This window comes from Sphingobium boeckii (genome assembly GCF_014199215.1).
Classification (GTDB): Bacteria; Pseudomonadota; Alphaproteobacteria; order Sphingomonadales; family Sphingomonadaceae; genus Sphingobium_A; species Sphingobium_A boeckii.
In genome coordinates, this window is the sequence record NZ_JACIJC010000001.1 from 590829 (window position 1) to 603798 (window position 12970).

Below are 12970 nucleotides of genomic sequence, written 5' to 3' on the forward strand. Positions count from 1 at the left end.
GAGGAGGAGGGGTTGAAATCTCACTGGACGAAGCCGGCCATCAGAGCCGCCTGATCGGCACCCGGCCCCAGGGCCAGCGCCGGGAGGAAGGTGAGCCCGCCCACGATCAGGATGATCGCGGTGAGCAGCCCGATCCAGAGCGCGCCGGTGGTGGGGAAGGAGCCCGCGCCCTCCGGCGTATGGCGTTTGGCGGCGAGGCTCCCCGCGATGGCGAGCACGGGGATGATCACGAAGAACCGGCCGATGAACATGCCCAGTGCCAGCAGGCCGTTATAAAAGGGCGTGTTGGCGGTGAGGCCGCCGAAGGCGCTGCCGTTATTGGCGGCGGCGCTGGTGAAGGCGTAGAGAATCTCGGTAAAGCCGTGCGGCCCCATGTTAAGACGTCCCGCCAGCCCCGCATCCGTGACGCTGGCCAATGCGGTCAGGCCAAGGATGGCGAGCGGGAGCGAGGCGATGGCGAGCACCGCCAGCTTCACCTCTCGTGCCTCGATCTTCTTGCCGACATATTCGGGCGTGCGGCCCACCATCAGCCCGGCGACGAACACCGCCAGCAGACAGTAAAGCAACATGCCATAAAGGCCTGCGCCCACCCCGCCGATGATCAGTTCGCCTAGGTGCATGTTGAACAGCGGCATCAGGCTGCCCAGCGGCATGAAGCTATCGTGCATCGCAATCACCGCGCCGCAGGAGGCCGCTGTGGTGACGACGGCGAAGAGCGTACTGGCGACGATTCCGAAGCGGACGTCCTTGCCCTCCATATTGCCGAGCGTGTCGGACACGCCGAGGTGCGTGATCAGCGGATTGCCGCCCGCTTCGGCCCAATAGGTGATGGCGACGCCCACGGTGAACAGCAGCAGCATGGTGCCGAGGATCGCCCAGCCCTGCCGCGTGTTGCCGACAGCCTTGCCGAAGGTCCAGGTGAGGCCCGCGCCGATCGCGAAGATGCTGAGCATCTGGATGAAATTGGTGAGCGCGGTCGGATTTTCGAACGGGTGCGCCGAATTGACGTTGAAGAAGCCGCCGCCATTGGTGCCGAGCATCTTGATCGCAAGCTGCGATGCTACGGGGCCGAGCGCCAGCGTTTGCTTCGCGCCTTCCAGCGTGGTGGCGTCGACCGATGCGGCGAAGGTCTGTGGCACGCCGAGCGCGATGTAGACGATCGTCAGGATGATGCTGAGCGGCAGCAGCAGATAAAGCGTGGCGCGGGTCATATCTGCCCAGAAATTGCCAATGCCCTTGGTATCGCGCCGCGCGAAGCCGCGGATCAGCGCGAAAGCCACCGCGATGCCGGTGCCGGCCGAAAGGAAATTCTGCACGGTCAGCGCGAACATCTGGCTGAAGTGCGACAGCGTGGTTTCACCGCCATAGCTTTGCCAATTGGTGTTGGTGACGAAGCTGATCGCGGTGTTGAACGCCAGATCGGACGAAACCGCGCCAAAACCTTGCGGATTGAAAGGCAGCACGCCCTGAAGGCGTAGCACCGCATAGAGCAGCGCGACGCCGAACAGATTGAACAGCAGAAGCGCGATCGCATAGCCGCGCCAGCTTTGATCGCGCGCGGGATCGACGCCGCCGATCCGGTAAAACCCGCGCTCGACCGGGCCGAGCAGCGGCATCGGTCGCCCGTCATAAAGCGCAAACAGAAAGGCGCCCATCGGCCGCGCAATGGCGGCGATGAGCGCGATGAAGAGGATGATGAACATCCAGCCTTGAACCGTCATGGCTGCGGCACCTTTTTCTAAAATTTTTCGGGAGCGAAGAGCGCGGCGAGCAGATAGATCAGCAGGCCGGACGCGGTGATCGCGCCAAGGGTGAGTGCGAGCATGATGGGGTTCTCAGACCGCGTCGAGCAGGCGCACATAGGCAAAGCCGGTCAGCCAGAGGCCGCCCACGCCCAAAATCCACATCAAATCAGTCATATGCGCCTCCAATGGTCAGGGGCGCTTTGGACCATGGATCGGCGTTAGGGTTCGAGAGGGAAGGCGATGGTGCGGAATAAGGAAAGCGTAAAGACGCTCAGACGAGGGTGCTGGTCCCCGGCGCCCCGCCCAGCATCGCATCGAGCAGAGCGAGCGTCCGCGCCAGCCGTTCGCGCGATATGCCGCCGCCGATCGAAATACGCACGGCATGTCCGTCATCGTCGGGATCGGCGGAAAAGGCGCTGGATGAAACGATCGAGAGACCCGCCGGCCGGAGCGCGTGAATCAGCGGCGCGGCCCTTAAATCATCGGGCAGGGGCAGCCACAGATGATAGCCCTCGGGATGCGCATGATAGGCCCGCGCACCCAATATGGAGCGGGCGATCGCTTGCCGGGCGATGGCTTCGGCGCGGACTTCGGCGGTGAGCGTTGCGAGGCTGCCATCCTTGATCCAGAGACTGGCGAGTGCGGCGTTGAGCGGCGGCACCATGATCGCGCTTTCATGGAGATCGGTGGTCACGCGCAGTGCGTCGCGGATGGAAGGTGCGCGCAGATAGGCGACGCGCAGCGCGGGCGAGATGATCTTGGAGAGGCTGGCGATATGCCAGGTCAGTTCGGGCGCGAAATGCGCCATCGGCGGGAGTGGCGCGATGGGGAGCAACCCATAGGCGTCATCCTCGATGATCGCGATGCCATGCGTGCGCGCCACGGCGGCGATGGCGCGACGGCGCGCCGCGCTCATGGTGGCGGTCGTGGGATTGTCATTGGTCGGCACGGTGTAGAGCGCGTGCACCCGTCCAGCGCAGCAGGCGGCGGCCAAGGCGTCGGGATCGAGGCCTTCAGCATCGGATGCGATGACCTGGACGATCAATCCGTGACGGCCCGCCAGCGAGAGCAGGCCGGGGTAAACGAAACGCGTCGTGCCGATCACATCGCCCGGCGAAAGGATCGTGCCGAGGATCGCGTGGAGCGCATTCTGTCCGCCGCTGGCCAGCGTCACATCGTCTTCGCACGCCGCAATGCCACGCGCGGCCAGCATCGCCGCGCCTGCCGCCCGATCGCCCTGCGCACCGCCGCTGGGTTGATATTGAAGGCGTCCCGCTGCGCCGGTGCCTGTAAGGAGATCGGCAAGGCCCGCCCGCATCCGCGCCGCCAGCGTGCCGCCGAGGGGTTCGGGCGGCAGGTTCATGCCCGTATCGGTCAGCACCGCACCGACCGACTCCGCCTGCGTTCCCGTGCCCGATCGAACGAAGCTGCCGCGCCGCCCGCCGCCTTCGATCAGGCCGATGCGGCGCACTTCATTATAGGCCTTGGTCACGGTTGTGAGGTCAACGTCCAGCGCTTCCGCCAGCCTGCGCTGCGGTGGCAGGCGGTCTCCGGGTTTCAGCACGCCGGCCTCGATGTCACGCGACAGTGCCGACGCGATCGCCAGATATTTGGCACCTGCGCCGTCGGTCAGATCAGGCTGCCAGTTTTGCATGGGCTATCCTTGACATTGTATGGCTGTAAATACCATACATAAAAGACGATGATGCGCAAGCCGAGTCGGCGCGTATCCAGCATGGCGGAAGCAGCGATCATGGAAAATATGCAGGACACCCCGGCAGAATGGCCCAAACTCGATCCGGTGAAGACGGGTATCAGGGGCCACTGCCCGCGTTGTGGCGAAGGGCGGCTGTTCAAGGGGTTGCTGACGCTGCGCGCGCAATGCGACCATTGCGGACTGAGCTATGCCTTTGCCGATCCTGCGGACGGCCCGGCCTTTTTCGTGATCTGCTTTGGCTGCGTGCCCGCCGTGATATTCGCGCTGATGATCGAGATCGTGTGGCATCCAGCTTTCTGGGTGCATCTGATCACCTCGCTGCCCTTCCTGATCGTCACCTGCACCTTGCCGCTGCGCCCGTTGAAGGGCTGGCTGATCTGCAGCCAATATTTCTACAAGGCGCGTGAGGGGCGGCTTGCCGAGCCTTGGCATCCTTATGGTCCCGACAAACCGGCGGTGACATCGCTGCCGCATCCCTGGTGATGCGCCATGCCGGCGCGCGCCTCTATCCCTGTGTGAAAATCGCTCAAGTCACGTCGCAATTCTGTCTCCATTTGGGAACATCGCCGCTATAGATGCGTTGTGGGGCCATGGCCCCGAGTATCGGGCGTAAGCGGGACATTATGGAAACAAACGATATTATCGGCTTTGCGATTCTGGGTGTTTTGCTCGCGGCGAGTTACTGGTTTTACCGTCGCTACAAGAAGCGTCGCGCACGCTGGATCGCACATCACTACCGCCATTGATGATGGATAACAGACATGAAAACGCCGCCGACCTCGCGGCCGGCGGCGCTCCCAATCAGTCTATCTGATCTTATGCGTAGGTGACGGTGACCTTGGGTGCGCGACGACGCATCCCGGCACCAACCAGGCCGAAGCCGGCAATCATCATCGCCCAGGTGGCAGGCTCGGGAACCGCGCCGCCGATTGTGACATCGGTGCTTGAACGGAAGGTCGTGGTATAATCCAGGTTGAAAATATCAGGTGTGCTGGCGATGCCAGTACGGGCTTCATCCATGGTCAATTCGAATGCGCCAACCGCGAGAATGTAGCTGCCGGAAGCCAAATTGGCGAAATCGAGGCGGGGATAGGTGCCGATGGTATCGTCAGCGACGCCGAGAAATGCGCCGGTCAGTCCGCCGATAGGTGAGCCGTTGTTCGCAAAGAGGCGTACCATGGGATCGAGCAGGGGAAGATAGCTGGGCTCTTCAAAAAAGCGGCCTTCTGTGAAAATCGAAAGCGCACCGCCAGCGTGGCTGAACGTGATGTAATCGACCTTATTAGCTTTCACGGTGCCATCCACCGAAACAACCGCAGCGGCAGGCGCGGCATAGATCGCGCTTGCAGCCAACAGGCTGGCCAGAACCATCTTTTTCATAAAACTCCCCTATCTGAAAATTCAGAAGTGAGCGTTAAGAAATCATTAATGTCCTCGCAAGGGGACAAAATTTACAAACTGTTCCGAAATAGAACGTATGATTTCGCGTGCGTCACGATCATGCTCCGCAGCAACAATTTGGAAATGTCATTTTCGCGCGAATCGGTGCTTCAGCCCGTTACGCCATCCGTGTCGCGATATTTGAGCTGCAGGAACTTCTCTTGCGTGGCCAGCTTGTCGAGATCGCCCGCGGCGATATTGCGGGTCATCGTCGCGATTTCCTCATCGATCAGCTTCAGGCCGTCGACGAGTTGCTGATCGGGCGTCATGCCGCTGCTCTGCACCTCGCGGCGCAATGGTTCCGGCACGCGCTTATAGCCGTTCACCAGCTCGGGCAGATGTTCCGACAGGATCTTGCGGACTTCCACCGCGACGGGCTCGCGTGGATCGAGCGTCTGGAGCTGGGGCGAGAGCGTTTCCAGGCGCACACCGATGCCGTCCAGCAGATTGGCAGCGGGGGCGGGCAAAGCGCGCCGCTGCTGGGCGAGCCAGACTTCGGTCTGCGCCGGCAGCAGCTTGAGATCGGTCTGGACCAGCGTTTCCTCATTCGCTTCCGGATAATGCGGCCAGATCAGCAATCCTGCGGTGGCCAGAATAAGTGCCCCGCCCGCCAGCATCACACCGGTGCCGCCCAATGGACCGATGAACAGCCCGAATGCGCCTCCACCGACGATGATCGCGCCCGCCGCCAATGCGGCCCGGCCCAGCTTTTGCAGAAAAAACGCCCGACGCCGCTGCCGTGCGCGAAACGCCATGCGCTGCGCCTGGGGAGACAGTCGCCCCAGTAGCGATCCGGCGCGTTCGATCGCGCGATCGACATCGGTGACCATGGCTTAGGCTTCGAGCGACGTGAGCGGAGACGGGCTGCTCAGCTTGGCCTGCGATGCGCCTTCGGCCCGCGCGATATAGCCGCGCGATTTTTCGACCTCGCTGGAAAGCGTGTTGACCGTTGTCTTCATGGATTCGAGCGCCTTCAGCTTGAACGCGTCGATATTGTCCATCGTGTCATAGATATTCTGAAACGCGCGCTGGAGCGTTTCCAGCGGGATCGTGCTCGCGGCCGCCTGCTCATGAATCTGGGCGGTCTGCGATTTCAGCAATTCGCCCGTGCTGTCGATGATCTTGGCGGTCGTGGTGTTGAGCGCGGTGATCTGTTCCAGCACCAATTTCTGGTTGGTCAGCGCCTGCGCCACGGTCACTGCGGTGCGCAGCGCCCCAACGGTGGTGGTGGACGCGCGATCGACGCCCTTCACCAGTTCCACATTGTTCTTCTTGACCAGATCAAGCGCCAGATAGCCCTGCACCGTCACCGCCATCTGCGTCAGCAGGTCGGTCGTGCGCTGGCGGACATAGAAAAGCGCGGTTTCCTTGATCGCCTTGGCCTTGGCCGGATCGGTCGATTCCAGTTCGAGCGCTTTTTCCTCAAGCCGCGCGTCCATCGTCTTGGAGATATGGATCATCTGTTCCAGCCGGCCCATCGCCGCCCACAGATTCTGGCGCTCTACCGCGATCGCGGCATTGTCCTTGAGCAGTTCGTCCTTGCCTGACGCCAGCCGGGTCAGGATCGAGGAGATGTGGCTTTGCGACGATTTGTAGCCATCGAAATAATTGCGCATCTTGTTGCCGAAGGGGATGATCCCGAACAGTTTCTTGGGCGCGAGCAGATTGCCCTGACGGCCCGGATCGAGATCTTCTATCGTGCGCCGCAATTCGGCCAGATCAGTGCCGACCCCTGTTTCCTGATCCATCGCCTTGACCGGGCGATCGAGAAACCGGTTGGATTGCCCCGCAGCGTCCGCGATTTCCTTGCGGCCCATATTGGTGAGTTGGTCCACGCGCGCCCCGAATTCAGGGCTGTTGGCGTCCTGCGCCACCAGATCGGCGATAAAGCCGTCCACCTTTTCTTCGAGCTTGCTTTTCTGCTCATCCTGCAGCGGCACCAGGCCCGACGCTTTTTCGGGTGCCACCACCGGCACGGGATCGGGCGCGGTCAGCTTCAATTCGTCCGCAACCAATGTTTCGGTCGTCATTCGTATCCTCCGGTCCCTTGCCTGGACAAGATGGAGGGAAATGCCGTGTTATTCAAGCATGACGGCCCGATAAGCGCGCAAGCTGCATTCCGGGCCTTCCCGCATCGCAACAAATCGGCTATGGGCGCGGCCAACCTATTTTCTCCTAGCATCAGGATATCCAATGAGCCTCCGCAATGTGGCCATCATCGCGCACGTCGATCATGGCAAAACCACGCTGGTCGATCAGCTTTTCCGCCAATCGGGCACGTTCCGCGACAATCAGCGGATCGAAGAACGCGCGATGGATTCGAACGATCTCGAAAAAGAACGCGGCATCACGATTCTCGCCAAGTGCACGTCGATCGAATGGGACAATGGTGCCGGTGAAACCACGCGCATCAATATCGTCGATACGCCGGGTCACGCCGATTTCGGCGGCGAAGTGGAACGCATCCTGTCAATGGTCGATGGCGTGATCCTGCTGGTCGATGCCTCGGAAGGCGCGATGCCGCAGACCAAGTTCGTCACCGGCAAGGCGCTGGCGCTGGGCCTCAAGCCCATCGTCGTAGTCAACAAGGTCGATCGTCCCGATGAGCGTATCCAGGAAGTGCTGGACGAAGTGTTCGATCTGTTCGTCAGCCTCGAAGCGAGCGACGAGCAACTCGATTTCCCCGTGCTTTATGCGTCGGGCCGCAATGGCTATGCAGGCCCCGATCCCGATGCGCGCGAAGGCACGCTGCAGCCGCTGTTCGAGCAGATCGTGGCGCATGTGCCCGCGCCTTCGGCCGATCCCGATGGCCCGTTCAAATTTCTCGTGACTCTTTTGGATCGCGACAACTTCCTCGGCCGCATCCTCACCGGCCTGGTCTTCTCCGGTTCGGTCAAGACCAACCAGGCGATCCATGCGCTCGATCCGGACGGCAATGTGGTCGAAACCGGTCGCGCCTCCAAGATCATGGCGTTCCGCGGGCTTGAGCGCGTTCCCGTCGATGTGGCCAATGCGGGTGACATCATTTCGATCGCCGGTCTCACCGTCGCCACCGTGGCCAATACGATCGCTGATACCTCGGTGTCCGAGCCGCTTCATGCGCAGCCGATCGATCCGCCCACGCTGTCCATGCGTTTCGCGGTGAACGATTCGCCGATGGCAGGCCGCGAGGGCACCAAAGTGACCAGCCGCATGATCCGTGATCGTCTGGCGCGCGAAGCCGAATCGAACGTCGCCATCAAGGTGACCGAGAGCGACGACAAGGACAGCTTCGAAGTCGCCGGCCGTGGCGAGCTTCAGCTTGGCGTTCTGATCGAGACGATGCGCCGTGAAGGGTTCGAACTGGGCATCAGCCGTCCGCGTGTGCTGTTCCGTGGTGAGGGTTCGTCGCGCGAAGAGCCTTATGAAACCGTCGTGATCGACGTGGACGAGGAATATTCGGGCACCGTCGTCGAGAAGATGTCGATCCGCAAGGCCGAGATGACCGACATGCGCCCCTCGGGCGGCGGCAAGACCCGCATCACCTTCAGCGCGCCCTCGCGCGGGCTGATCGGCTATCATGGCGAATTCCTGTCCGACACGCGCGGCACGGGCATTATGAACCGGCTGTTCGAGAAATACGGTCCCTACAAGGGCAATATCGAAGGTCGCCAAAATGGCGTGCTGATCTCCAATGGCATGGGCGAAGCCAATTCATACGCGCTCGGTCCGCTCGAAGAGCGCGGTATCCTGATGGTCGCCCATGGTGAGGCGCTGTATGAAGGCATGATCATCGGCGAGAATGCCAAGACCGGCGATCTCGAAGTCAATCCGATGAAGTCCAAGCAGCTCACCAACTTCCGCGCCAGCGGCAAGGACGACGCCATTCGTCTGACTCCGCCCTGGAAGATGACGCTGGAGCAGGCCATCGCCTATATCGACGATGACGAGCTGGTCGAAGTGACGCCCAAGACGATCCGTCTGCGCAAGCGCCATCTCGATCCCAACGAGCGCAAAAAGGCGAGCCGCGCCAAGGCGGCCTGATCTTCGACTTCAGTAACGCCACCCCGGCGGGTGTGGCGTTACGTTGTCTCCCAGATCGATCATCGCTTCATCGACATAGCACCAGCCCCAGTTTTCAGGCGGGTCATAGCTTTCCATGACCGGATGGTCGGTGTCGTGGAAATGTGCGGTGGCGTGCTTGCCGGGGGATTGATCGCAGCAGCCGACATGGCCGCACACGCGGCAGATGCGGAGATGAACCCAGCGGCCGCCATGGGCGAGGCATTCGGCGCAGCCGTCTGATTGCGGCTCCACGTCGGCGAATTGATCGAGATGGCTGCATCCGGTCATCATCATAAGTTCGCTGAACAGTTGCCGGATTGCAAGCATCGCCTAGGCTGGGGATATGGCCGACCCCGAATCAATCCCGCTCGATCCCAGCGATCCGCTCGCACGTGAAGCGCAGACCTTTCCGCTGCTGCCGGGCGAGATGATCGAACGGATGCGCGCGTTCGGCGTGGAAGGCCTGGTGTCCGACGGCCAATATCTGTTCCACAGAGGCGATCGGACCGGCGCATTCTTCGTGGTGCTGGAAGGTGGCGTCGATGTGTTCGATCATGATGATTGCGGCCAGGTCCGGCTGGTCGTGGCGCACAGGGCAGGGCAGTTCACCGGCGAAATCAACATGTTCAACGATCGCAAGACCCTGGTCAGCGGCCGCGCGTCGGGCGACACGCAGGTGCTTCGGATCGAGCGCAACGCCTTTCGTCGCCTGATTTCCGCCGAACCCGATATCGGCGAATTGGTGCTTCGCGCGTTCATCCTGCGGCGCGTCGCGTTGCTGGCGCACGGTACGGGGGGCGTCACGCTGGTGGGTCCGGGGCATTCGGCGCAGATGGTGCGGCTGAACGGCTTTCTCACCCGCAATGCCTATCCGCACCGCACGATCGATACCGAAGTGGATGACGATGCGGAGAGTTTTCTCGCGCATTTCGGCGTCGGCACGGACGAACTGCCCGTGGTCATTTGCGATGGCAAGGTGCTGCGCAATCCAAGCAACCATGCGCTGGCCGATTGCATCGGCATCGCCATCCATATCGATCCCGATCATGTGCATGATGTGGCGGTGGTGGGTGCCGGGCCGGCGGGACTTGCGGCGGCGGTCTATGCAGCATCCGAAGGGCTGTCGACCGTGGTGATCGAGGGGACGGCGCCTGGTGGCCAAGCGGCAACCAGCTCCAAGATCGAAAATTATCTGGGTTTTCCCACGGGGATTTCCGGCCAGGCGCTGGCCGGCCGTGCGCAGGTGCAGGCGCAGAAATTCGGGGCGAGGCTGGCGGTGTCGCGCGATGTGACCGCGCTTCATTGCGATGCCCAGCCTTATGGCCTCACGCTGGCGGACGGGGCGACGCTGAAGGCCAACGTGATCGTCGTCGCCACCGGCGCACGCTATCGCAAGCTGGATCTCCCCGATTATGAGACATTCGAGGGCGCGGGCATCCATTATGCGGCGACCGCGATGGAGGCCGGGCTATGCGCCGCCCAGCCGGTGATCGTCGTGGGCGGCGGCAATTCGGCGGGGCAGGCCGCGATGTTCCTTTCCCGTGCCGCGTCGCATGTTCACATATTGGTGCGCTCGGCCGGGCTGGCGGAAACCATGTCTAATTATCTGGTGGAGCGGATCGAAGCGTCGGACCGGATCACGCTCCATCCCTATAGCGAAGTGACCGCGCTGCATGGCGATGCCTCGTTGGAGGCCGTCACATGGACCGACAGACACACGGGCGCGGAGACGCGGCAGGCGGTCGGCGCATTGTTCGTGATGATCGGCGCGCAGCCCAATACCGATTGGCTCGCCGGCTGCGTCGATCTGGACGAGGCCGGCTTCGTCTGCACCGGCGGCCCGGTTTCGCCTTATGCCACCACGCGTCCCGGCATCTTCGCGGTGGGCGATGTGCGATCCGGATCGGTGAAGCGCGTGGCTTCGGGCGTGGGCGAAGGCTCGGTGGTGGTACAGGCGATCCACCGTTTTCTGGAAGAGCATCGCGCGACCGTCACCTCAGCGGCAGGCTGACTGTCAGCCGTGCGCCGCCTTGCGGGCGGTTTTGCGCCGCGATCGAGCCGCCATGGGCTTCGACGACGTTGCGGGCGATGGCAAGGCCAAGGCCGATGCCGCCTGTCTCGCGGCTGCGTGACGGCTCGGCGCGCACGAAGGGATCGAACAGCGATTGGGCCAGCGCCGGCGGGATGCCGGGGCCGTCATCGTCGATCGTGACGATGACATGGCCGTCGCGCGCCGTCGCGGTCAGCGATGCGGACTGCCCATAGCGCAGCGCGTTTTCCAGGAGATTGGTGAAGAGGCGTCGGAGCGCCCCATCGTCACCCGTCATGGGGAGCGGCGTGGCGATCGACTGCGCGACGGGGCCGACCGTGGCGTTCATGCCATCGGCCAATGCAGCCAGCAGCGGTGCCAGATCGAGCGGCGCTGGGGCGCGAGTTTCGCCGCGTGCGAACTCAAGCACGCTCATGATCATGCCGCGCATTTCCTCGATATCGGCCAGCGCGCGTATGCGGTCCGCCGCCGGGAGCGCCTCGATCCGAAAGGCCAGGCGGGTGAGCGGCGTGCCCAGATCATGCGTGATCGCCGCCAGCATGGCGGTGCGCTGCGCCACATGATCGACCAGCCGCGCGCGCATGGCATTGAGCGCACCTGCCACGCGGCGGACCTCCGGCGGTCCTTCGATTTCGACCGGCAGGCTGCGGTGGCTCGCGCTCACGGCGTCCGCAGCATCGGCCAGCCTGCTGAGCGGACGGGTGATGGCGCGGGCGATGAACCAGCCCAATATGGTCAGAAGGATCAGGGCTCCGACCAGTGAGGCCAGCGTGATGCGATGCCAATTGGTAAGCCAGGGGCGGGGGCTGTTCACGGCGACGGTCCAGCCCGCCGGCCCGCGGACGGCAATCGTGAAATCGCTCATCAGGCGCGGGCCTTCGCCGCCCGGCCGCGGCGCGCGCCATCCGGAAGACCAGGCCACGACCTGCGATGGTGCTACGCCAAGCACCCGCGCAACGGTCTGCTCGGTGATCGGATCGCGCGCCTGCTCGGCGGAGGGCTGAGGCAGCGCCGGCATTTGGCGCAGGATAGCCTTGGGGCCGGGGCCGCGAACGGGACGCCCGGCCAGTGCCGCGGCCACCTCCTCGGCACGGTATGGCATGGGGAAAGGCGGCGGACCGTTGAAGGTGATGGCAAAGCTGACCAGCGCGGTGGCAAGCACGGATGCCGCAACCAGAAGCACGATCCGCCATGTGATCGCCGGGGCATGGGTGGTGCGCATCAGGATCGCGTGACGGTGGGCGTGAAGAGATAGCCTTCGTTGCGCAACGTGCGGATCAGTTCCTCCTCCCCCTCGCGCACCAATTTACGGCGCAGGCGGCTGATCTGCACGTCGATCGCACGATCGAACGGTTCGGCATCGAAGCCGCGCGACGATTCCAGCAACATGTCCCGCGTCAGCACGCGTCGCGGGCGTTCGGCAAAGGCGAGCAGCAGGCGGAATTCGCCGCTGGTGAGCATGATCGGTTCGCCAGCGGGATCGGTTAGCGTGCGTCCTTCGGGATCGAGCGCCCAGCCGGCAAAGCGGAGGCTGGACGGCGCATGGGCGCTGACCGCGGTCCCCGCGCGCCGACGCAACACCGCGCGGATGCGGGCGAGCAATTCCCTGGGATTGCATGGCTTGGGCAGATAATCGTCGGCGCCCATTTCCAGGCCGACGATCCGATCGGTATCGGTCCCCATCACGGACAGCAGGATCACCGCGGGCAGGCGCGCGGGGCCAAGCGCACGCAGGATCGTCAGCCCGTCTTCGCCCGGCATCATCAGATCAAGCACGATGAGATCGAACCGCGTTTCGGCGATGGCCGCACGCAGCGCTTGGCCATCCGCCGCCAGCGTGACGAGATAACCGTGGCTGGTCAGGAAATCGCCAATGACCTCCCGGATGCCGGGATCATCATCCACGACGAGGATGTGGGTATTCATATCCATGATCGTGCAGGGCATATCCTGTCGAAGCGTTGTCATAAGTCT

At 63.0% G+C, this 12970-nt stretch carries 13 protein-coding genes; 4 read left to right on the plus strand and 9 right to left on the minus strand.

Going from position 1 to position 12970, the window contains the following annotated elements; all coding sequences use genetic code 11:
- Nucleotides 1-20: 20 nt before the first annotated feature.
- The 3 genes from kdpA to FHS49_RS03045 all read right to left on the minus strand — a co-directional run bounded on the left by kdpA (nucleotide 21) and on the right by FHS49_RS03045 (nucleotide 3399).
- The gene (gene kdpA / locus FHS49_RS03035) at nucleotides 21-1721 is read right to left on the minus strand and encodes a potassium-transporting ATPase subunit KdpA (RefSeq protein ID WP_184015075.1); all 1701 of its coding nucleotides are present in this window, start codon (nucleotides 1719-1721) and stop codon (nucleotides 21-23) included.
- 17 nt (nucleotides 1722-1738) lie between these two features.
- The gene (kdpF, locus tag FHS49_RS19955) at nucleotides 1739-1861 is read right to left on the minus strand and encodes a K(+)-transporting ATPase subunit F (protein ID WP_221240346.1); all 123 of its coding nucleotides are present in this window, start codon (nucleotides 1859-1861) and stop codon (nucleotides 1739-1741) included.
- Nucleotides 1862-2016: 155 nt separating this feature from the next.
- Nucleotides 2017-3399 carry an aminotransferase-like domain-containing protein gene (locus FHS49_RS03045; RefSeq protein WP_184015077.1) on the minus strand — a complete coding sequence of 461 codons (1383 nt, stop codon included), beginning with the start codon at nucleotides 3397-3399 and terminating at the stop codon, nucleotides 2017-2019.
- 81 nt (nucleotides 3400-3480) lie between these two features.
- Here FHS49_RS03045 and FHS49_RS03050 point away from each other — a divergent pair, with 81 nt between their 5' ends.
- Nucleotides 3481-3945, plus strand: a complete 465-nt coding sequence (locus FHS49_RS03050; protein ID WP_246350236.1) for a DUF983 domain-containing protein — start codon at nucleotides 3481-3483, stop codon at nucleotides 3943-3945.
- Between the two features lie 140 nt (nucleotides 3946-4085).
- Entirely contained in the window at nucleotides 4086-4208 is a 123-nt protein-coding gene (locus tag FHS49_RS03055) for an LPXTG cell wall anchor domain-containing protein (protein WP_184015079.1), read from the plus strand.
- A gap of 70 nt (nucleotides 4209-4278) precedes the next feature.
- Here FHS49_RS03055 and FHS49_RS19535 read toward each other — a convergent pair whose 3' ends face one another.
- The 3 genes from FHS49_RS19535 to FHS49_RS03070 all read right to left on the minus strand — a co-directional run bounded on the left by FHS49_RS19535 (nucleotide 4279) and on the right by FHS49_RS03070 (nucleotide 6932).
- Nucleotides 4279-4842, minus strand: coding sequence for a DVUA0089 family protein (locus tag FHS49_RS19535; RefSeq protein ID WP_246350239.1), 564 nt, complete (start codon nucleotides 4840-4842; stop codon nucleotides 4279-4281).
- 170 nt (nucleotides 4843-5012) lie between these two features.
- Nucleotides 5013-5732 carry a hypothetical protein gene (locus FHS49_RS03065; protein WP_184015081.1) on the minus strand — a complete coding sequence of 240 codons (720 nt, stop codon included), beginning with the start codon at nucleotides 5730-5732 and terminating at the stop codon, nucleotides 5013-5015.
- A gap of 3 nt (nucleotides 5733-5735) precedes the next feature.
- A complete protein-coding gene (locus FHS49_RS03070; RefSeq protein WP_184015083.1) occupies nucleotides 5736-6932 on the minus strand; it encodes a toxic anion resistance protein in 1197 nt (398 codons plus the stop codon).
- A 163-nt stretch (nucleotides 6933-7095) separates the two neighbouring features.
- Here FHS49_RS03070 and typA point away from each other — a divergent pair, with 163 nt between their 5' ends.
- Entirely contained in the window at nucleotides 7096-8925 is a 1830-nt protein-coding gene (gene typA, locus FHS49_RS03075) for a translational GTPase TypA (protein ID WP_184015086.1), read from the plus strand.
- A gap of 9 nt (nucleotides 8926-8934) precedes the next feature.
- Here typA and FHS49_RS03080 read toward each other — a convergent pair whose 3' ends face one another.
- Nucleotides 8935-9240: a UBP-type zinc finger domain-containing protein gene (locus FHS49_RS03080; RefSeq protein ID WP_246350240.1), complete on the minus strand. Its 306-nt coding sequence runs from the start codon at nucleotides 9238-9240 to the stop codon at nucleotides 8935-8937.
- A 49-nt stretch (nucleotides 9241-9289) separates the two neighbouring features.
- Between FHS49_RS03080 and FHS49_RS03085 the strand changes: the two genes are divergently transcribed.
- Complete coding sequence (locus tag FHS49_RS03085) at nucleotides 9290-10957, plus strand: FAD-dependent oxidoreductase (RefSeq protein ID WP_184015088.1); 1668 nt, start codon at nucleotides 9290-9292, stop codon at nucleotides 10955-10957.
- Here the strand turns inward: FHS49_RS03085 and FHS49_RS03090 are convergent.
- Both FHS49_RS03090 and FHS49_RS03095 read right to left on the minus strand, forming a co-directional pair.
- Complete coding sequence (locus FHS49_RS03090) at nucleotides 10938-12218, minus strand: sensor histidine kinase (RefSeq protein WP_184015090.1); 1281 nt, start codon at nucleotides 12216-12218, stop codon at nucleotides 10938-10940. The two genes, FHS49_RS03085 and FHS49_RS03090, sit on opposite strands and share 20 nt — an antisense overlap.
- On the minus strand, nucleotides 12218-12928 hold the full coding sequence (locus FHS49_RS03095) for a response regulator (protein WP_184015092.1): 711 nt from the start codon (nucleotides 12926-12928) through the stop codon (nucleotides 12218-12220). Before FHS49_RS03095 ends, FHS49_RS03090 begins: the two co-directional genes overlap by 1 nt.
- Nucleotides 12929-12970: the final 42 nt, after the last annotated feature.

Bases quoted from the DNA above. Each gene is read 5' to 3' on its own strand.
- FHS49_RS03090 (WP_184015090.1), bottom strand. From the start codon at position 12,218: ATGCGCACCACCCATGCCCCGGCGATCACATGGCGGATCGTGCTTCTG.
- FHS49_RS03080 (WP_246350240.1), bottom strand. From the start codon at position 9,240: ATGATGATGACCGGATGCAGCCATCTCGATCAATTCGCCGACGTGGAG.
- FHS49_RS03085 (WP_184015088.1), top strand. From the start codon at position 9,290: ATGGCCGACCCCGAATCAATCCCGCTCGATCCCAGCGATCCGCTCGCA.
- typA (WP_184015086.1), top strand. From the start codon at position 7,096: ATGAGCCTCCGCAATGTGGCCATCATCGCGCACGTCGATCATGGCAAA.
- FHS49_RS03065 (WP_184015081.1), bottom strand. From the start codon at position 5,732: ATGGTCACCGATGTCGATCGCGCGATCGAACGCGCCGGATCGCTACTG.
- kdpF (WP_221240346.1), bottom strand. From the start codon at position 1,861: ATGTGCGCCTGCTCGACGCGGTCTGAGAACCCCATCATGCTCGCACTC.
- FHS49_RS03055 (WP_184015079.1), top strand. From the start codon at position 4,086: ATGGAAACAAACGATATTATCGGCTTTGCGATTCTGGGTGTTTTGCTC.
- kdpA (WP_184015075.1), bottom strand. From the start codon at position 1,721: ATGACGGTTCAAGGCTGGATGTTCATCATCCTCTTCATCGCGCTCATC.
- FHS49_RS03095 (WP_184015092.1), bottom strand. From the start codon at position 12,928: ATGGATATGAATACCCACATCCTCGTCGTGGATGATGATCCCGGCATC.
- FHS49_RS03050 (WP_246350236.1), top strand. From the start codon at position 3,481: ATGGCGGAAGCAGCGATCATGGAAAATATGCAGGACACCCCGGCAGAA.
- FHS49_RS19535 (WP_246350239.1), bottom strand. From the start codon at position 4,842: ATGAAAAAGATGGTTCTGGCCAGCCTGTTGGCTGCAAGCGCGATCTAT.
- FHS49_RS03045 (WP_184015077.1), bottom strand. From the start codon at position 3,399: ATGCAAAACTGGCAGCCTGATCTGACCGACGGCGCAGGTGCCAAATAT.
- FHS49_RS03070 (WP_184015083.1), bottom strand. From the start codon at position 6,932: ATGACGACCGAAACATTGGTTGCGGACGAATTGAAGCTGACCGCGCCC.